The sequence below is a fragment of the Xanthomonas sp. F10 genome, assembly GCF_014206815.1.
Classification (GTDB): Bacteria; Pseudomonadota; Gammaproteobacteria; order Xanthomonadales; family Xanthomonadaceae; genus Xanthomonas_A; species Xanthomonas_A indica.
Genome location: NZ_JACHNP010000001.1, coordinates 1,738,615 through 1,757,676 on the forward strand (window position 1 = coordinate 1,738,615; position 19,062 = coordinate 1,757,676).

The 19,062-nt window shown below is 70.3% G+C and carries 17 protein-coding genes; 5 read left to right on the forward strand and 12 right to left on the reverse strand.

Annotation, left to right across the window (positions count from 1 at the left end; all coding sequences use genetic code 11):
* Nucleotides 1-66: 66 nt before the first annotated feature.
* The 5 genes from secD to FHR56_RS07685 all read right to left on the reverse strand — a co-directional run bounded on the left by secD (nucleotide 67) and on the right by FHR56_RS07685 (nucleotide 7,645).
* Nucleotides 67-1,911, reverse strand: coding sequence for a protein translocase subunit SecD (gene secD / locus FHR56_RS07665; protein WP_160948470.1), 1,845 nt, complete (start codon nucleotides 1,909-1,911; stop codon nucleotides 67-69).
* Nucleotides 1,912-1,967: 56 nt separating this feature from the next.
* Nucleotides 1,968-2,312: a preprotein translocase subunit YajC gene (gene yajC, locus FHR56_RS07670; protein ID WP_019798110.1), complete on the reverse strand. Its 345-nt coding sequence runs from the start codon at nucleotides 2,310-2,312 to the stop codon at nucleotides 1,968-1,970.
* A 287-nt stretch (nucleotides 2,313-2,599) separates the two neighbouring features.
* Nucleotides 2,600-3,745: a tRNA guanosine(34) transglycosylase Tgt gene (gene tgt, locus FHR56_RS07675; protein WP_184502459.1), complete on the reverse strand. Its 1,146-nt coding sequence runs from the start codon at nucleotides 3,743-3,745 to the stop codon at nucleotides 2,600-2,602.
* Between the two features lie 145 nt (nucleotides 3,746-3,890).
* The gene (locus FHR56_RS07680; protein ID WP_160948457.1) at nucleotides 3,891-5,720 is read right to left on the reverse strand and encodes an ABC transporter ATP-binding protein; all 1,830 of its coding nucleotides are present in this window, start codon (nucleotides 5,718-5,720) and stop codon (nucleotides 3,891-3,893) included.
* A gap of 308 nt (nucleotides 5,721-6,028) precedes the next feature.
* Complete coding sequence (locus tag FHR56_RS07685; protein ID WP_160948458.1) at nucleotides 6,029-7,645, reverse strand: serine hydrolase; 1,617 nt, start codon at nucleotides 7,643-7,645, stop codon at nucleotides 6,029-6,031.
* 368 nt (nucleotides 7,646-8,013) lie between these two features.
* Between FHR56_RS07685 and FHR56_RS07690 the strand changes: the two genes are divergently transcribed.
* The 3 genes from FHR56_RS07690 (at nucleotide 8,014) to FHR56_RS07700 (ending at nucleotide 11,028) form a co-directional block, all read left to right on the forward strand.
* On the forward strand, nucleotides 8,014-8,853 hold the full coding sequence (locus tag FHR56_RS07690; protein ID WP_160948459.1) for a DUF72 domain-containing protein: 840 nt from the start codon (nucleotides 8,014-8,016) through the stop codon (nucleotides 8,851-8,853).
* 198 nt (nucleotides 8,854-9,051) lie between these two features.
* Nucleotides 9,052-10,026 (forward strand): 2-keto-3-deoxygluconate permease, encoded by a 975-nt coding sequence (locus FHR56_RS07695; protein WP_184502460.1) that lies wholly within the window; start codon nucleotides 9,052-9,054, stop codon nucleotides 10,024-10,026.
* Nucleotides 10,027-10,080: 54 nt separating this feature from the next.
* Entirely contained in the window at nucleotides 10,081-11,028 is a 948-nt protein-coding gene (locus FHR56_RS07700; RefSeq protein WP_160948461.1) for a DMT family transporter, read from the forward strand.
* Between the two features lie 199 nt (nucleotides 11,029-11,227).
* On the opposite strand, the gene FHR56_RS07705 is transcribed toward FHR56_RS07700, so the two are convergent.
* The 3 genes from FHR56_RS07705 to FHR56_RS07715 form a co-directional block, all read right to left on the reverse strand.
* The gene (locus FHR56_RS07705; protein ID WP_160948462.1) at nucleotides 11,228-12,295 is read right to left on the reverse strand and encodes a sensor domain-containing diguanylate cyclase; all 1,068 of its coding nucleotides are present in this window, start codon (nucleotides 12,293-12,295) and stop codon (nucleotides 11,228-11,230) included.
* Between the two features lie 109 nt (nucleotides 12,296-12,404).
* The gene (locus FHR56_RS07710) at nucleotides 12,405-13,124 is read right to left on the reverse strand and encodes a pseudouridine synthase (protein ID WP_160948463.1); all 720 of its coding nucleotides are present in this window, start codon (nucleotides 13,122-13,124) and stop codon (nucleotides 12,405-12,407) included.
* Nucleotides 13,125-13,365: 241 nt separating this feature from the next.
* Entirely contained in the window at nucleotides 13,366-15,324 is a 1,959-nt protein-coding gene (locus FHR56_RS07715) for a DEAD/DEAH box helicase (RefSeq protein WP_160948464.1), read from the reverse strand.
* Between the two features lie 264 nt (nucleotides 15,325-15,588).
* On the opposite strand from FHR56_RS07715, the gene FHR56_RS07720 reads away from it, so the two are divergent.
* Nucleotides 15,589-15,810 (forward strand): RNA-binding S4 domain-containing protein, encoded by a 222-nt coding sequence (locus FHR56_RS07720; RefSeq protein WP_160948465.1) that lies wholly within the window; start codon nucleotides 15,589-15,591, stop codon nucleotides 15,808-15,810.
* Nucleotides 15,811-15,877: 67 nt separating this feature from the next.
* A complete protein-coding gene (locus FHR56_RS07725; protein WP_160948466.1) occupies nucleotides 15,878-16,204 on the forward strand; it encodes a hypothetical protein in 327 nt (108 codons plus the stop codon).
* A 188-nt stretch (nucleotides 16,205-16,392) separates the two neighbouring features.
* On the opposite strand, the gene ubiM is transcribed toward FHR56_RS07725, so the two are convergent.
* The 4 genes from ubiM to FHR56_RS07745 all read right to left on the reverse strand — a co-directional run bounded on the left by ubiM (nucleotide 16,393) and on the right by FHR56_RS07745 (nucleotide 19,035).
* Nucleotides 16,393-17,580 carry a 5-demethoxyubiquinol-8 5-hydroxylase UbiM gene (gene ubiM, locus FHR56_RS07730; protein ID WP_160948467.1) on the reverse strand — a complete coding sequence of 396 codons (1,188 nt, stop codon included), beginning with the start codon at nucleotides 17,578-17,580 and terminating at the stop codon, nucleotides 16,393-16,395.
* A gap of 99 nt (nucleotides 17,581-17,679) precedes the next feature.
* Nucleotides 17,680-18,069 (reverse strand): MAPEG family protein, encoded by a 390-nt coding sequence (locus FHR56_RS07735; RefSeq protein ID WP_160948468.1) that lies wholly within the window; start codon nucleotides 18,067-18,069, stop codon nucleotides 17,680-17,682.
* Nucleotides 18,070-18,112: 43 nt separating this feature from the next.
* The gene (locus tag FHR56_RS07740) at nucleotides 18,113-18,655 is read right to left on the reverse strand and encodes a DUF4019 domain-containing protein (protein ID WP_184502606.1); all 543 of its coding nucleotides are present in this window, start codon (nucleotides 18,653-18,655) and stop codon (nucleotides 18,113-18,115) included.
* 119 nt (nucleotides 18,656-18,774) lie between these two features.
* Entirely contained in the window at nucleotides 18,775-19,035 is a 261-nt protein-coding gene (locus FHR56_RS07745; protein WP_184502461.1) for a hypothetical protein, read from the reverse strand.
* Nucleotides 19,036-19,062: the final 27 nt, after the last annotated feature.

The window sequence follows — 19,062 nt, forward strand, 5'->3', positions numbered from 1 at the left end:
CGCTCTGCGTTTTTTTGGAGCCCGCGCCTGCCGGCGCGGGGTCGTGCGGAAGATGGCGTGCGCGGCTCAGATCGCCACGGACTTGAGCTTCTTGCGACGGCCGTAGATCAGCACCGCCAGCGCGCGCGACACGGTGATCGCGGTGAACATCGAGGCGAGGATGCCGATGATCATGGTCAGCGCGAAGCCCTTCAGCGGACCGGTACCGAACGCGTACAGCGCCACGCCGACAATGATGCCGGTGAGGTTGGCGTCGAGGATGGTGCCGCCGGCCTTCTCGTAGCCTGCGGCAATCGCCGACTTGGGCGGCACGCCCAGGCGCAATTCTTCGCGGATACGCTCGTTGATCAGCACGTTGGCGTCCACCGACAGGCCCACCGACAGCGCCAGGCCGGCGAAGCCGGGCAAGGTCATGGTGGCGCCGAACAGCGACATCACCGAGACCACGATCAGCAGGTTCATCAGCAGCGCGACCGAGGTGATCAGGCCGAACATGCGGTAGTACACGCTGAAGAACACCAGGGTGAACAGGAACGCGTAGACCACCGCGGTGATGCCGCGCTCCACGTTCTCCGCGCCCAGGCTGGGGCCGATCACGTATTCCTCGACGAAGTCCATCGGCGCGGCCAGCGAACCGGCACGCAGCAGCTTGGCCAGGTTCTCGGCCTCGGTCTTCTCCAGGCCGGTGGTCTGGAAGTTCTTGCCGAACACGCCGGCGATGCGGGTCGGCGCCAGCGCCTCTTCGTTGACACGCACGCTGCGCACTTCCTTGCCGTCGACCATGGTCACGGTGGGGATGCGTTCGATGTAGACCACCGACATCAGCTTGCCGGTATTGGCGCTGGTGTAGTCGAACATGCGCTGGCCGGCGGCGTTGTTGAGCGTCACCGCCACGGCCGGCATGCCGTTCTGGTCGGTGCTGACGGTGGCATTGACCATCTGGTCGCCGGACACCAGCACGCGCTTGCTCAGCAGCACCGGGGCGCCGCTGTCGCGCAGGCGGTAGACCTTGGCGTCGGGCGGGATGTTGCCGCTGCGCACCGCGTCCTCGGCATTGCCGTCGACCACGCCGCGGAACTCCAGCGTGGCGGTGGCGCCGATCATGCGCTTGGCCTCGGCGGTGTCCTGCACGCCCGGCAGCTCGACCACGATGCGGTCGTCGCCCTGGCGCTGGATGATCGGCTCGGCCACGCCCAACTGGTTGACGCGGTTGCGCAGGGTGGTCAGGTTCTGCTCGATGGCGCCGGCGGCGATCTGCTTCAGCTCGGCCTCGGGCACGGTCACGGCGATGGTCTGCCCGGACACGGCATAGCTGAGGGTCGGCTGCGCCTTGGCGATGGCCGCGCGCGCGGCGCTGGCGTCCACGCCCTCGCCCAGGCTGACCTGGATGCTGTTGTCCGGACGGCGCTCGACCGAGCGGTAGGCCAGGCGGTTGTCGCGCAGGGTGGTGCGGATGTCCTCGGCGAAGGCGTCCAGGCGCTTTTCCAGCGCCGCCTTCTGGTCCACCTGCAGGGCGAAGTGCACGCCGCCGACCAGGTCAAGACCCAGCACCATCGGCTTGCCGCCCAGCCGCGACAGCCAGTCCGGCACGGTCGAGGCCAGGTTCAGCGCCACCGTGTAGTTCTCGCCCACCTGCTGGCGCAGCACGTCGTTGGCGCGGGTCTGCGCCTGCAGGTTCGGCAGGCGCACCATCAGGCTGTCGCCTTCCTTGTCCACCCGCTTCGGGGTGATCCCGGCCGTCTTCAGGTCGGCGAGGACCCGCTCGCGCAGGGCGTCGTCGATCTTGCCGCCGCGGCTGGCGGTGATCTGGACCGACGGATCCTTCTGGTACACGTTGGGCAGCGCGTACAACGCGCTCAACGCCAGCACGATCAGGATGAGGACATACTTCCAGCGCGGAAACTCGAGCATTGCGGGACCCCGCACGACGCCACGCCGGCGTCGCGCCTAGCAGTAGGAGAAATGGATCAGGCGGACTTCAGCGTGCCCTTCGGCAGGACGTTGCCGATGGCGCCCTTCTGCACGCGGATGCGCACGTTGTCGGCCACTTCGATGGTGACGAAGTTGTCGCCGATGTCGGTGACCACGCCGGCCACGCCGCCGGAGGTGATGACCTCGTCGCCGCGGCCGAGCTTGTCCAGCATCGACTTGTGTTCCTTCTGGCGCTTCATCTGCGGCCGGATCATCACGAAATACATCACCGCGATCAGGATGATGGGCAGCAGGAACATCTGCAGGCCGCCACCGGCCGGCGCGGTGCCGCCGGCGGTCTGCGCCTGGGCGACGGGAATCAGGAAATCGAGCGGATTCATCGGGTGTGTCCTATGGTTTGGGCAGCCCGCCGCCCTGGGGGCACGGACTGCTGGTTTGCCTTGAGGCGGCAAGCAGCCGCCGATTATGCCACGATCTTCCCCCAACCCCGGGAACGGCCGCGGCGCCCCTCCCTGCTTCCTTCGCGGCCCACGGCCCCCTCCTGGGGGAAGGTGCCGCGTGGCGCGGCGAATCAGGGATGGGTGAAGCCTTGTGCGATCGACATGACACGAGGCTGCGCCCGGACCCTCACCCCAACCCCTCTCCCGGGGGGGGGGGGGACAGGGGCTTAGCCTTGCTCCGAGGGGAGCGGCGTGGCCTCGACCCCGCGCGCCGCATAGAAGGACCGCCGGAACTGGGCAAAGGTTCCCGCGGCGATCGCCGCGCGCATGTCGGCCATGAGCTTCTGGTAGTACCAGAGGTTGTGCAGGGTGCCCAGCATCGGCGCCAGCATCTCGTTGCAGCGGTCCAGGTGGCGCAGGTAGGCGCGGGTGTAGCCGCTGCCGCAGGCATGACAGCCACAGCCCGGCTCGATCGGGTCCAGGTCGCGCTCGTACTTGGCGTTGCGGATGCGCACCGTGCCGAACGAGGTGAAATAGTGGCCGTTGCGCGCGTTGCGGGTCGGCATCACGCAGTCGAACATGTCCACGCCGCGGGCCACGCCCTCGACCAGGTCCTCCGGCCGGCCCACGCCCATCAGGTAGCGCGGGCGGTCGGCCGGCAGGCGCGGATGCAGGTGCTCGAGCATGGCGTTGCGCTCGTGCTCCGGCTCGCCCACCGCCAGGCCGCCGATCGCGTAGCCGTCGAAGCCGATCGCCTGCAGGCCGTCGATCGACCGGCTGCGCAGGTCCGCATGCACCCCGCCCTGGACGATGCCGAACAGCGCCGCGTCGTTGCCCAGCGCATCGTGCGCGTCGCGCGAGCGCTGCGCCCAGCGCAGGCTCAGTTCCATCGAGCGCTGCGCCACGTCCTCGGTGGCCGGGTACGGGGTGCACTCGTCGAAGATCATCACGATGTCCGAATCGAGCACCCGCTGGATCTTCATGCTCTCCTCCGGGCCCAGGAACACCTTGGCGCCGTCGGTGGGCGAAGCGAAGGTCACGCCCTGCTCGCTGATCTTGCGCCGGTGCGCCAGCGAGAACACCTGGAAGCCGCCGGAATCGGTCAGGATCGGCCCGTCCCAGCGGGCGAAGCCGTGCAGGCCGCCGTGATCGCCGATCACGTCCAGGCCCGGGCGCAGGTACAGGTGGAAGGTGTTGCCGAGGATGATCTGCGCGCCCAGCGCCTTGATCTGCTCGGGCAGCACGCCCTTGACCGAGCCGTAGGTGCCCACCGGCATGAACGCGGGCGTCTCCACCGTTCCGCGCGGGAAGGTCAGGCGGCCGCGGCGGGCGGCACCGTCGGTGGTGTGGAGCTGGAACTGCAATCGGGACATGGTCTGGCGAATCTGGGTAAGCCCGGCATTGTCGCATTGCCGGGCCACCGGCGCCGAAACCCGTGCAGCGCTTGCGGTGACCCGCCTGGGCGCCGACCGACCGCCGGCCAGGCAGCGAACCGCGCGACGCCCTGGTTGTGCAAACCTAGTCCGCCGCGACGAAGCCGCCGGTCTGGCGCGCCCACAGCCGCGCGTACAGGCCGCCGCGGGCGACCAGCTCGGCATGGCTGCCGGTCTCGACGATGGCGCCGCGGTCCATCACCACCAGCCGGTCCATCCGCGCGATGGTCGAGAGCCGGTGGGCGATGGCAATCACCGTCTTGCCGGCCATCAGTTCGTCCAGGCTGTCCTGGATCGCCGCTTCCACTTCCGAATCCAGGGCGGAGGTGGCCTCGTCCAGGATCAGGATCGGCGCGTCCTTGAGCAGCACGCGGGCGATCGCGATGCGTTGGCGCTGGCCGCCGGACAGCTTGACCCCGCGCTCGCCGACCTGCGCGTCGTAGCCGCGCAGCCCCTCGCCGTCCTGCAACTGTTCGATGAACTCGTCGGCGCGCGCCTTGGCCACCGCGGCGCGCAGCTGCGCCTCGCTGGCATCGGGGCGGCCGTACAGCAGGTTGTCGCGAATCGAACGATGCAGCAGCGAGGTGTCCTGGGTGACCAGGCCGATCTGCTGGCGCAGGCTCTCCTGGGTGACGCCGGCGATGTCCTGCCCGTCGATCAGGATGCGTCCCTGCTCCAGGTCGTACAGCCGCAGCAGCACGTTGACCAGGGTCGACTTGCCGGCGCCGGATGGCCCGACCAGACCGATCTTCTCGCCCGCGCGCACCTGCAGGTCGAGCCCGGCGATGACCCCGCCGCGCTTGCCGTAGTGGAAGTGGATGTGCTCGAAACGCACCTCGCCGCGCTCCACGCGCAGCGGCACCGCGTCGGCGCGGTCCTGCACCTGCGCCGGCTGCGCGATCGTCTCCATGCCGTCCTGCACGGCGCCGATGTCCTCGAAGATGCCGTTGACCGTCCACATGATCCAGCCGGACATGTTGTGGATGCGGATCACCAGGCCGGTGGCCAGGGTGATCGCGCCCACGCTGATCTGGCCGCGGCTCCACAGCCACAGCGCCAGCCCGCAGGTCACCGCGATCAGGAAGCCGTTGATGATGGCGATGGCGCTGTCCATCGCCGTGGTCATGCGGGTCTGCCCGCGGTGCTTGACCGCCAGTTCGTCGATCGCCTCGCGCACGTAGGCCTGCTCGCGTCCGGCATGCGAGAACAGCTTGAGCGTGGCGATGTTGGTGTAGCCGTCGACGATGCGACCCATCGCCTTGGAGCGCGCGTCCGAGGCGATCCAGGCGCGGTGCTTCATGCGCGGCACGAAGTAGACCATCAGCGCCACGTAGGCCAGCACCCACACCAGCAGCGGCGCCATCAGCCAGGGATCGGCCTGCGCGAACAGGTACAGCGCGCTGCCGGTGTAGACCACGATGTACCAGAGCGCATCGACCATCTGCACCGCCGATTCGCGCAGCGAGGTGCCGGTCTGCATCACCCGGTTGGCGATGCGCCCGGCGAAGTCGTTCTGGAAGAAGCCCAGGCTCTGCCGCACCACGTAGTTGTGCATCAGCCAGCGCGCGCGGTTGCTCAGGCCCGGCACGATGGCCTGGTTCACCAGCAGGTTGTGCAGGGCCACGAACAGCGGCCGCGCCACCAGCACGATGAAGGCCATCCACAGCAACTCGCCGGCATGGCGCTGGAAGAAGTCCGGCCCCGGCTGCTCGGCGACCATGTCGACGATGCGGCCGAGGAAGTCGAACATCGCCACTTCCACCAGTGCCAGCGCCAGACCAGCCAGCAACGTGGACAGCAACAATGGCCACAGCGGACGCAGATAGTGCAGATAGAAGCGCACCACGCCACGCGGCGGCATCTGCGTCTCGATCTTCGGGAAGACCTCGATCAGGGACTCGAACCAGCGGAACATCGCCACGTCACGCAAAAAGGGGCGTCAGGGTAGCGTATCGGGCGTCACGGGCCGTGACGCTGGGATTGGGGAGTGGGGAATGGGGAATCGCAAAAGCGGCTGCCTGTGCGCATCGCTTCCCCTTGCAGGAGCGGCTTCAGCCGCGACGCGGTAGCGCCGGGAGTGGGGATTGGGGATTCGCAACAGCGGCTCCTCTATCGCCCCCCTCGTAGGAGCGGCTTCAGCCGCGACGGGCTTCACCGAGGAAGCCCGGTCGCGGCTGAAGCCGCTCCTACCACTCCCTATTCCCCATTCCCGATTCCCAGCAGTCACTCCGCCGGCGTCAGCACCAGGTCCTGGAAATCGAAGCTGAAGTCGGTCAGCGGCGAGATCGCCTCCATGCGTGCCTCGCGCACCTTGCCGTCGGCGGTCAGGGCGAACGTCAGGAAGGCGTCGGCGTTGAGCGAGCGGTCGCGCCAGCGCACGATGAAGGTGTCGTGCTGCCAGTGCTCCAGGGTGCCGACCAGTTGCGCGGTCTTGCTGAACTGCAGTTCCAGGCGCTTGCCCTGCTGGCGCACCACCACGTCGCCGTACCACGGGTCGCGGTAGGTGCCGGCATAGCCGGACAGCGGCAGCGACGGCGCGGATTTGGCGTCGCGCGCGGCCACGTGCTTGGCCCAGTCCTCGTCGGCGCTGGCGTCGGCCTTGGCCACGGCCTTGGCGTAGGCGGCGGTCCAGTCGGTCGCCGGCGCGCCCAGATAGGCGTCCAGCACCCGCAAGGTGATCGCGTTGAAGGCGGCGCCGACCTCCTGGTTGGTCAGCACGATCACGCCGAGCTTGCGCTCCGGCACCAGGGTCAGCCGCGAGACCATGCCCGGCCAGCCGCCGGTGTGCCAGACCAGCTTGGCGCCGCGGTAGTCGCTCAGGCTCCAGCCCTCGCCGTAGCCGGCGAAGTTCGGCTTGGCCGGCAGCAGTTCCGGCACGCTCGGCTCGGACACCGCGATCGGCGTGATCATCTGCCACATCTCCTGCTGGCGCTGCGCGCTGAACAATTGCCGCGCCTGGCCATCGGCCGACGGCAGGCGCCCGCCGTCGAGCTGCACCTGCATCCACTTGGCCATGTCGTGCACGTTGGCGTAGATGCCGCCGGCACCGGAATTGTTGGACCAGGTCAGCGGCGCCACGGTGCGCAGTTCGCGGAAGTCGAACTTGGCATGGCCGACCGCGGCTTCATCGCCCGGCTGCAGGTGGTCGCTGTTGATACGCGCGCCGGTCATGCCCACCGGCACGAAGATGCGCTGGCGCACGAACTCGGCGTAGCTCTGCCCGGAGACCTGCTCGATCAGCTTCTGCGCCACCGCGTACAGGATGTTGTCGTACGCGTAGCGGTCGCGGAAGCCGCCCTTCAGCGGCACGTGCGCCAGGCGCCGCACCACCTCTTCGTTGCTGTAGCTGGTGGCCGGCCAGAACAGCAGGTCGCCCGCCCCCAGGCTCAGGCCGCTGCGGTGGCTGAGCAGGTCGCGCACGCGCATCTCGCGGGTGACGTAGGCATCGGACATCTGGAACCACGGCAGGTGGTCCACCACCCGATCCTCGAGCTTGAGCTTGCCTTCGTCTGCCAGGATCGACAGCGCTGCGGAGGTGAAGGCCTTGGTATTGGAGGCGATGGCGAACAGGGTCTGCGCGTCCACCGGTTCCGGCTTGCCGAGTTCGCGCACGCCGTAGCCGCGCTCCAGCACCACCTTCCCGTCCTTGACGATGGCGATGGCGATGCCCGGCACGTCGAACTGCTTGCGCACGCGCTCCACCTGCGCATCCAGGTCCTGCAGCCCCGGCGGCAAGGCGGCCGGGGCCGGTGCGGGAGCCGCGGCGGGAACAGGCGCCTGCGCCTGCACGGTGGCGCTCATCGCCAGCAACAGGCCGCAGCCCATCGAGATGCTCTTCAACTGCGTCGCTCCTGAAGAAGGGAAACCAAAGCCGCGCGCAGCCGCACGCGTCCGGGCGAGTGTAGAGCTTGTCAGGCACTTGCTGCAGGCCCACAGGGGCGGCGAGTGCCGAGTGCGCGTGCCGCCCCGACCGGTGCCTGCGCTGACGGCCCACGTTGAAAAGCCAGGCAGCGCGACGCCACAACCGCGTCCCGCTTTTGCCGCGCAGGCGCACGCCGGCATGCCACATGCCCTCGCGCACGCCCCGAACCCCCACACAGGCATGGCCGCCACCGCCACGACACATCCAGCCCCTGCTTTCCGCGACGACACCCCGCAACGCCGCGCTGCGGCACAATCGCCGCCCGCCTACAGCCGGACACGCCCGCATGAACGACCTCTTCGACTCCGCCCCGGCCGCGCCGGACGGCATCCGCGTCGGCATCGGCGGCTGGACCTATGCGCCGTGGCGCGGCGGCATGTTCTATCCGCAGGGCCTGGTGCAGCGCCGCGAGCTGGAATACGCCAGTCGCCACGTCACCAGCATCGAGATCAACGGCACCTACTACGGCGCGCAGAAGCCGGAGACCTATGCGCGCTGGCGCGACGAGACGCCGCCGGGCTTCCTGTTCTCGGCCAAGGCGCCCAAGCGCATCACCACGCTGCGGCGGCTGGCCGGTGCCGGCACGCAGATCGAGGACTTCGTCGGCGGCATCGCCAGCCTCGGCGACCGCCTCGGCCCGCTGCTGTGGCAGTTCGAGCACGGCCATCGCCTGGACCTGGACGATCTGGCCGCATTCCTGGAGCTGCTGCCGCGCAAGGCCGGCGGACACCGGCTGCGCCACGTGCTGGAAGTGCGCGATCCGGCCTGCGTGGGCCCGGAACTGCTGCAACTGACCCGCCGGCAGGGCGTGGCCACGGTGTTCACCGATTCGCCCGAATTCCCCTCCTTCGCCGACCTGAGCACCGACTTCGTCTATGCGCGGCTGATGCGCAGCCGCGCCGACCTCGCCCATGGCTACCCGCCCAAGGAACTGCAGGCCTGGGCCGCGCACGCGCAGGCCTGGCGCCGCGGCGAGGACCCGCAGGCGCTGCCGCATGCCGATGCGACGGTGGCCAAGACCACGCCGCGCGAGGTCTTCGTCTACTTCATCAGCGCCGCCAAGGAACGCAATCCCGCCGCGGCGATCGCATTGCTGAAGATTTTGGGGTCCGCCGCCAAGGCGTGACGCATTCGGCCGCACGCAGACGACGTGCGGCACAGCGCAAGCGCGACCGGCGACGCGACGGTCGCAAGACGCCTGAACCGGGCCCCGGCTGAAGCACCCGGTGACACCCGCCGGTCGCCGCGCTGAGGTACAACAGCGCCCGTCCGGCGCCATGGCCGGGCCGCGGCCGGGCCGCGCCTCCACACGCGGAATCCATCGATGCGGATCAAGCGCACGCTCGAACGTCTTCCCGGCGGCATGATGCTGGCGCCGCTGTTGCTCGGCGCCCTCTGCCACACCGTGTGGCCGCAGGCTGGCGCCTGGTTCGGCTCGTTCACCCAGGGCCTGATAGGCGGGCTGGTGCCCATCCTGGCGGTGTGGTGCTTCTGCCTGGGCGCCTCGATCCGGCTGCGCAGTGGCGGCCGCGTGCTGCGCGCCTCCGGCGTGCTGGTGCTGACCAAGCTCGCGGTGGCGTGGATCACCGCGGTGATCGCCGCGCGCCTGCTGCCGCCGGGCGGCATCGTCGCCGGCATGTGGAGCGGCATGTCGGTGCTGGCGCTGGTCGCGGCGATGGACATGACCAATGCCGGCCTGTTCGCCGCGCTGATGCAGCAGTACGGCCGCCGCGGCGAGGCCGGCGCGATGGCGCTGATGTCGCTGGAATCCGGGCCGCTGATGACCATGTTGATCCTCGGTACCGCCGGCGTCGCCAGCTTCGAGCCGCGCCTGCTGCTGGGCGCGGTGCTGCCGCTGCTGGCCGGTTTTGCACTCGGCAATCTGGATCCGGCGCTGCGTGCCCTGTTCGCGCGGGCGGTGCCGGCGCTGATCCCGTTCTTCGCCTTCGCCCTGGGCAACACCCTGGACCTGCGCCTGGTCGCGCACGCCGGCCTGGCCGGGGTCGCGCTCGGCCTGCTGGTGATCGTGGCGACCGGGATCCCGCTGCTGCTGGCCGATCGCTGGCTGGCCGGCGGCAACGGCAGCGCCGGCCTCGCCGCGTCCAGCACCGCCGGCGCGGCGGTCGCCACGCCGGCGCTGGTGGCGGCGGTGGCGCCGCAGTTCCGCGCCACCGCACCCGCCGCGACCGCGTTGGTGGCGACGTCGGTGGTGGTGACGGCGCTGCTGGTGCCGCCACTCACCGCCGCCTATGCGCGCAGGATGGCGCGGACCGCGCCGCCGCCCGCAGCGGACGCCTGACCCGCGCGTGCCCATGGGCGACCGTTGCGCCGCGCTTTGCGCGACAATACGCCGATGCCGATGCACCCCACCACCAAAGCCCAGCTGCAAATCCATTTCTGCGTCCTGCTGTGGGGGATCACCGCGATTCTCGGCAAGCTGATCACCCTGCCCGCGCTGCCGCTGGTGTGCTGGCGGATGCTGATGGTGGTGGCCGCGCTGGCGCTGCTGCCGCGGGTATGGCGCGGACTGGCGGCGCTGACGCCGAAACTGGCGCTGGGCTATGCCATCGTCGGCGCCCTGGTCGGCCTGCACTGGCTGACCTTCTATGGCGCGATCAAGCTGGCCAACGCCTCGGTCGCGGCGACCTGCATCGCGCTGGCGCCGGTGTTCACCGCGGTGATCGAACCGTGGGTGGCCAAGCGGCCGTTCCGCCCCAGCGAACTGGCCTTCGGCCTGGCGGTGCTGCCGGGCGTGGCCCTGGTGGTCGGCGGGGTGCCGCACGGGATGCGCGCCGGCGTCGCGGTCGGGGCGGTGTCGGCGCTGCTGGTGGCGGCCTTCGGCTCGCTCAACAAGCGCCTGGTCGACCATGCCGATCCGCTGACCGTGACCGCACTGGAACTGGGCGCCGGCACCCTGACCCTGACCGCACTGGCGCCGTTGCTGCCGTTCGTGCTGCCGGCCCTGAGCGGACCGTTGCTGGTGCTGCCCAGCCTGCACGACACCGCGCTGCTGCTGGCGCTGGCGCTGCTGTGCACGCTGCTGCCGTTCGCCCTGGCCCTGGTCGCGCTGCGCCGGCTCAGCGCCTATGCGGTGCAACTGGTCACCAACCTGGAACCGGTCTACGCGATCGTATTCGCGATCGTGCTGCTGGACGAGCAACGCCAGCTCACCGGGCTGTTCTATCTCGGCGTGGCGGTGATCCTGGGCGCGGTGTTCCTGCATCCGCTGCTGACCCGCACGCGCGCGGTGCAGCACCCGGAACTGCTGGCGACCTGCGAGGCGAAGCACGTGGTGGAGTGAGCCCGGCGGCGCTCACTCCGGGATTGGGGATTGGGGATTCGGGATTGGCCCGTTTCTGTGCATGTGCGGCATGGCCGCAGGCCCAACGCGAAGGGCATCGCATGCTCCGGAAATAGCCCCTCTCCCGCCGGGAGAGGGGTTGGGGTGAGGGTACGGCGCGACGGCGTCCTGCGTCATCCGAGTTCGCGAGGTGGCGTGCCTACGCCGCCAGCGACACGCAATCGCGGCCGGCACGCTTGGCCTGGAACAGGCCGTGGTCGGCGCGCTTGAGCAGGTCTTCGGCAGTCTCGTGGCCCTGCAGCGTGGCCACGCCGATGCTGGCGGTCAGCGGTATGCCCAATTGCAGCAGGCTGGTGTCCTGGCGCAGGCGCTCGCAGGTGCGCATCGCCTGTGCCGCGTCCAGACCGGGCAACAACAACGCGAACTCGCCGCCGCCGTAGCGCGCCACCACGCTGTCCGGCGGGATGCGCGCACGCAGCATGTCGGCCAGCGCCAGCAGCACCTCGTCGCCCTTGTCGTGGCCGTGCAGGTCGTTGACGCTCTTGAAGTAATCCAGGTCCAGGATCGCCACGCTGAGCGGCGCGGTGCCCAGTTGCGCCGCCTCGGCATGGATCATCAGCGCGGTGGCGAAGGCGCGGCGGTTGAGCAGGCCGGTCAGCGGGTCGGTGCGCGCCTGCTCCAGCAGTTCGGCGTTGAGCGATTCCAGCGAGTGCTGGTACTGCAGCAACTGCTGCTCGTACCAGGCGCGTTCGCGCAGTTGCAGCGCCAGCGCATGGGTGGCGCGGCGCAGCTCGATCAGTTGCATCACCTGCCGCGACAACGCCTGCAGCGCCGCCAGCTGTTCGGGCTGGAGGGTGCGCGGCTCATTGTCGAGCACGCACACGGTGCCGACCGGCAGGCCGTCGCGGGTCAGCAGCGGTGCGCCCGCGTAGAACCGCACCCCGCCCTCGGTGACCAGGGGATTGTTCTGGAAGCGCGCATCGGCGGTGGCGTCGGCGACCATCATGACCTGCTCCGGGGTCAGGATGGTGTGCCCGCAGAACGACTCGTCGCGCGCATTGCTCAACAGGCAGACGTTGCGCTGCGCCTTCAGCCATTGCCGCTCGTCGTCCACCAGCGAGATCAGCGCCGAGGGCGTGCCGCACAGCTTGGCGGCGATGTCGACCAGATCGTCGTAGGACGCTTCCGGTTCGGTATCGAGGATCTGCAGCGCATGCAACGCCTGCAGGCGTGCGGCTTCGTTGTCGGGCTTGCGGGGCTTGATCACGGGGTACCCAGCGGCGGCGTTGGTTCGCGTTGCGCAGTATGGCCAAATCCGTGGCGGACGCCAGCCCTGGCCGGCGCGGCGGCGGCCGGCCGCGGACACTGAGACGCGGTTACCACTCCTGGCGCTGCGGCAGCAGGCCGTGCAGTTCCTGCTCGGTAAGATTGCGCCACTGGCCCGGCTTCAGCGCGCCGAGCTTGATGTTGTCGATGCGCACGCGGCGCAACTGGGTGACACGGTAGTCGAACGCCGCCGCCATCAACCGGATCTGCCGGTTGAGCCCTTGCTCCAGCACGATGCGGAAGCCGAACTTGGCGATGCGCGCGGTGCGGCACGGCAGGGTCATCTGGTCGTGCACGCGCACGCCGCGCGCCATGCCGCGCAGGAACTCGTCGGTGACCGGCTTGTTCACCGCCACCAGGTATTCCTTCTGGTGGCGGTTCTCCGCGCGCAGGATCTCGTTGACGATGTCGCCGTTGCTGGTCATCAGGATCAGCCCCTCGGACTCCTTGTCCAGGCGCCCGATCGGGAAGATGCGCTGCTCGTGGCCGACGAAGTCGACGATGTTGCCCTTGACCGCGCTCTCGGTGGTGCAGGTCACCCCGACCGGCTTGTTCAGCGCGATGTAGACGTGGCGGCGCCCGCTCCTAGCCTTGGCGCGCGCGCGCAGCGGCTGCCCATCGACCTTGACTTCGTCGCCCTCGCCCACCACCGAACCGACCCCGCCCGGCAGGCCGTTGACGGTGACGCGGCGCGCGGCGATCAGCCGATCGGCCTCGCGGCGCGAGCAAAAACCGGTCTCGGCGATGTGCTTGTTGAGGCGGACGGACATGGGGCGGGGATTCGGGAGTGGGGATTGGGGATTGGGGATTCGTCAAAGCACGTGATCGCGTACGGCGACGATAAGAGTAGTCAGGCAATGAACAGCGGCAGGCAGCAGGCGGACGTCGACCGGGCAGCGGCTCGCATGCCCGAGTCACCGCATGGAAGCGACCTGCCCGACGGCACGGGAGACATCGGGATCAGGGAACGCGACAACGAATCCCCAATCCCGACTCCCCAATCCCGGCCTTTCAGCGCTTCGGCGGCCCCTTGCGCGGCGGGCGGTCGGCGGCGAAGCGGCCGGCCGGGCGTGGGCCGGCGGCGTTGGGCTTGCCGCCGGGCTTGCCGGTGCGCGCGAACTTCGGCTTGAACGGGGCGCCGCCGGGGGCGTCGTCGTCAAGCTTGCGCATCTGCAGTTGCTGGCCGGAGACCCAGACCTTCTTCAGGTGCGTCAGCAGTTCGCGCGGCATGTCCGCCGGCAGGTCCAGGATCGAGTGGTCGTCGTGGATGTCGATACGGCCGATGTACTTGCTCTCCAGCCCGGCTTCGTTGGCGATCGCGCCGACGATGTTGGCCGGCTTGACTCCATGCTGGTGGCCGACCTCGATGCGGTAGGTCTCCATGCCCACTTCCGGGGCGCCGCGCGGCGCTTTCGGCGCCTTGTCGCGGCGCGGGGCCTCGAAGCTGCCGACGTCGCGGTGGTAGTCGAAGTCCTCGCCGCGCGCGGCCGGGGCCGGACGGGCGGCGCGCTCGCCGTCGTCGCGGCGCGGCGCACGCGGCTCGCGCTCGAACTTCGGCTCGAAGCGGGCGCGCTCCGGGCGCTCGCCGCGCTCGGGCCGCTCGCGGCGTTCGAAGCGGTCGCCCTGCGCCGGGCGCGGGCGGTCCGGGGCCAGCAGCAATGGCGTCTCGCCCTGCAGCAGGCGCGCCAGCGCCGCGGCCACTTCCACCATCGGCACGTTCTTCTCGGCCTCGAACTTCTGCAGCAGGTCGCGGTACATGTCGATGCCGCCGGCGGCGATGGTCTCGCTGATCTTCTCCATGAAGCGGCTCACGCGCTGGTCGTTGACCGCGTCCACGCTCGGCAGCTGCATTTCCTCGATCGGCTGGCGGGTGGCGCGCTCGATCGCGCGCAGCATGCCGCGCTCGCGCGGGCTGACGAACAGGATCGCCTCGCCGCTGCGCCCGGCCCGGCCGGTGCGGCCGATGCGGTGCACGTAGCTTTCGGTGTCGTAGGGAATGTCGTAGTTCAGCACGTGGCTGATCCGCTCCACGTCCAGGCCACGCGCGGCCACGTCGGTGGCGACGAGGATGTCGAGCTTGCCGTCCTTGAGCTGCTGGATCACCCGCTCGCGCTGCGCCTGCTGGATGTCGCCGTTGATCGCCGCCGCGGCCAAGCCGCGCGCCTGCAGCTTCTGCGCCAACTCGTCGGTGCCGGCCTTGGTGCGGGCGAAGATGATCATCGCATCGAACGGCTCGACCTCCAGGATCCGGGTCAGCGCGTCGAGCTTGTGCAGCCCGCTCACCGCCCAGTAGCGCTGGCGGATGTTGGCCGAGGTGGTGGTCTTGGAGGCGATGATCACCTCGGCCGGGTCGTTCAGATAGGTCTGCGCGATGCGCTTGATCGCCGGCGGCATGGTCGCCGAGAACAGCGCCACATGGCGCGAGTCCGGCAGCTTCTTCAGCACCGCCTCGACGTCGTCGATGAACCCCATGCGCAGCATTTCGTCCGCTTCGTCCAGCACCAGCGTCTTCAGCTCGGACAGGTCCAGGGTGCCGCGATCGAGATGGTCGATGACCCGTCCTGGGGTGCCCACCACCACGTGCACGCCGCGCTTGAGCGCCGACAGCTGCTGCACATAGGGCTGGCCGCCGTACACCGGCAGCACCTGGAAGCCGGGGATCGCCGCGGCGTAGCGGTGGAACGCTTCGGCCACCTGGATCGCCAGTTCGCGGGTCGGCGCCAGCACCAGCGCCTGCGGCTTGCGCTGGGCGAAATCCAGCCGCGACAGGATCGGCAGCGCGAATGCGGCGGTCTTGCCGGTGCCGGTCTGCGCCTGGCCGAGCAGATCGCGGCCGGTCAGCAGCGCCGGGATGGTGGCGGCCTGGATCGGCGACGGCGACTCGTAGCCGACGTCGGCGACCGCCTTCATCACAGCAGGGGAGAGGCCGAGATCTGCGAACAGCAGCGGCGCGGGGGTATCTTGGGACATGGGAGACTCCGGGGGCGCCGCAGAGAACCGGCAGGCGCAAAGAAGCCCCTATTGTGCGCTCTGCCGGGCCGCATGTCGAAATCAGGTGAACGGCACCGTTCAGGCGTGACCCGCTGCGCACTGCCGGCCGCGGCCGTTGCGGCCGGCCACAGGCGCGCCGACACAGCGGCCAACCGCTGCGGCCGGTCAGCGCAGACGATCGACATGGTGGGCGTTTTGCCGCGAATGACCGACAATGGGCGCCGATTTCCGAGCAGCTCCCCAATGCAGACCATCGATCTCCAGCTAGAAAGCGACTACGTGGAACTCAAGCACCTGTTGAAACTGACCGGCCTGTGCGACAGCGGCGGCGCGGCCAAGGCCGTGATCAGCGACGGCCAGGTGCGCGTGGACGGCGAGGTCGAGCTGCGCAAGGCCTGCAAGGTGCGCGCGGGCCAGGTGGTGCAGTTGGGCGACGTGCAGGTGCAGGTGCTCGGCAAGGCATGACCGGCGTCGGCGCGCGCGGCCTGCCACTTGCTGGCCGACGCTGCCGGGCAATGCGGGGCGCCGGACGATGCTGATCGAGCTCGGCGCCCGCAACATCGCGCCGTCCGCGGCACATCCGCGGCACGACGTGTACATCGTGCAGCTCGATCCGGACGCGGCGCGTCCGTTCTGCCTGGGCCAATCCATCTGCGGCGGGCATGGCGAGCGCGGCGGCTCCATCCACCTGGCGCTGGACGAACTGGAAGCCTGGCCCGGCGACTGGCGCCAGCACCTGCGCCACGCCGGCTGCGCCTGGGCCATCGCCCCGATCGAAGCGGCCCAGCGCTCCGGCGACCTGCAAACCGCCCTCGCCGCGCTTGTCGCCGGTGCGGCGCAACCGCGTTCACCCTCCTGAGGTTGCCGGACCCAGGAGGCATGCCTCCACCCCTCGCAGGAGCGGCTTCAGCCGCGACCGGGCGTTCCTGGTAAAGCGTGGTCGCGGCTGAAGCCGCTCCTGCGAGGAAGCGCACGACAGGCTCAGCCCGCGCGACAAGCACCACAGCGCATGCGCCGACGCGTCGCTCCGCTCGCCGCGGCCTGACCTCAGCGCCCCATGGCCGCCACGCGCTGGGTCAGGTGCGCGGCGATCGCGCGCTTGAACGGCGCGACCCGGTCGGCCACGCGCAACGCGGCACTGCGCAGGGCGCGCGCCGGCAGGCGGTCGTCGGTGTACAGCGCGGCGATCGCATTGGTCGCCTCGTACAGCGGGCGCGTGGCCAGGCGGTGCCCGCGCTGGTAGCCGGCCAGCAACGCGGGCGCGGCGATGTCGCCACCGCGCGCCACCGCCTCGTGCAGCGCGCGGGCCAGCCGCGCCTGGCTCTGCAGGCCGAAGTTGAAGCCGTGCGCGGTCACCGGATGCATGCCCACCGCGGCATCGCCGATCAAGGCATAGCGCTCGGCGACGAAGCGCTGCGCATACACCGCCACCAGCGGATAGGCCTGCGGCCGCACCAGCGGGGTCATCGCGCCCAGGCGGTGCTCGAAGCAGGCGCTGATCTCCGCCCCCAACGCTGCCTCGTCCATCTGCAGCAGCGCCTGCGCGCGCTCCGGCGGCAGGGTCAGCACCGCCGAGGCGGCGTTGCCGTGCAGCGGCAGCAACGCCATGGTGCGGCCGTAGCCGAACCACTCCCAGGCGGTCTGATGGTGCGGACGCGCATGGCGCACCCGGCATACCAGCATGGTGCGGCCGAAATCGCGCAGCTGCGCACCAATGCCGCTCATGCGCCGGGTGCTGGAAAAACGGCTGTCGGCCGCCACCACCAGCCGCGCAGCCACGCTGCGCCCGTCAGAAAGCTGCAGCTGCGCCTGGCGCGCGTCGCGGCGCAGCGCCTGCACCGAGACCCCGTCGAGCCACGTCAGGCCGGGCTGGTCCTGCACCGCGGCGAACGCGGCGCGGCGGATCAGGTGATTGGGCACCAGCCAGCCCAGGTCGCCACGGCTGCCCTCGCCCGCCGCGAAGGTCAGCGCGAACGGCGAGGAGCCGTTCATCACCCGCGCATCGCGCAGCGGCGCGATCGCCTGCGGGTCGATCCGTGCCCACAGGTCCAACTGCTCCAACAGCGCCCGCGAGGCATGGGTCAAGGCGATCTCGCGGCCGTCGAAGGCGGCCTCGGCCAGCGCCGCGCGCGGCTGCGGCTCGATCACCGCCAACGACAGGCCGCTGCCGGCCAGCGAGCGGGCGAAGCACAGGCCGGCAGGACCGGCCCCGACGATGGCGATATCCACTTGCATGCGGCAACTCCGTGATCGGACACCGCCAGGATACGACCGCCACGCGCCGCGTCCTTGATCTGGATCAGCGCTGCGACGATCGGTCGCAGCCTGCGAGGGTCAGAGCAAGGTCCACACCAGCTGCAGGATCGCCCACAGCGACACCACCCACACCAGGCTGCGCACGTACGGCACGCCGGCCGCGTACAGCGGCACGTAGGCCACCCGCGCCCACACATAGATCTGTGCCGACAGCGCGGTGTGCGCATCGCCCTTGCCCAGTGCCGCCACCGCCACCGCCGCGGCGGCGAAGAACGGGAAGGTCTCCAGGAAATTGCGCAGGGCGCGATCCAGGCGCCCGGCCACGCCGGCCGGCGGCGGCTGCGGCGCATCGCGTGCGCCGGCGTTCCACTTCAAGCCGCGCTGCGCGGTGACGAAGGCGGACGCGAGCAGCAATTGCGCGATCCCGAGCAGGATCGCCCAGGCCAGCATGCGGATTTCGGTGGGCATCGGAGCCTCGTCGGGAAAGGGAAGACGGCGCGCAGCATGCCGCTCAATCGGGCATGGCGACGTGATAACCGACCAGGCGCCAGGTCTTGTCCTCGTCCAGCCGCAAGGACACCAGCTCGCGCACCGGCTGCGGCGCGTTGGCGAAGCGGCTGGGGAAACTGATGTTGACGTAGGTGCCCGGCGGCACCTGCGAGCCGGCGGCGTACTGGACCCGCGCCACGCTGGCCACGCCGCGGCCGAGCAGCGCGCCCAAACGCGCCCGCGCGGCGTCGATCTCGCGCACGAACACCGCGCGCGTCACCGCCTTCTTCGCCACCGCCGAGGCGCCGTCCCACAGTTCGCCAGTGCGCCCGGCGTCGACCAACTGCGCAGCGCGCAGCCCGGCCTGGGCCATCTGCGCATCCTGCTTGGCCAGCGGCCCGGGGGCGGGGGCCGCGGCGCCGGCATGGCGCGGCGCCGGCTTCGCTGCCGCCGCGGGAGCGCCGGCGGGTGCGGCGGGGGCCGCTGGCGGGGCGGTCGCCGGCGTCGGCGTGGGTGCGGACGACGGTGCCGGGGACGCGGTTTGCGCGGAGGCGGCGCCGGCCATCAAGGCCAGCAGGACGACAGGAAAGCGGAACGGGACGGACGTGGGCAAGGACATCGCTCGGCAGCGGCGGTGGCGAGGGCCGCAGTCTACGCCGCCATGACGGACCAACGCAGTGGCGCCTACGGCGTTTCCTCGCTCGCCACCACCGCGGCCGCGGCGGCGTAGCGCTGGCGGTGCCAGGCGCGCCAGCTGGCCCACAGCGCCCAGGCGGTGGCCGCGAGTAGGCCGAACAGGCTCAGCAGCGAGCCGGTCCGCGCCAGCCAGGGCGCATGCAGACCGTTGGCGAGGTGCAGCAGCACTTCGGCGATCACGAAGCCCCCCAGCGCCAGCAACGCCGGGGGCAGATACAGCCGCAGCATCAAGCGGGTTCCGGCGGCCATGCGCGCGCTCCGGGGTGGTGATGCGGC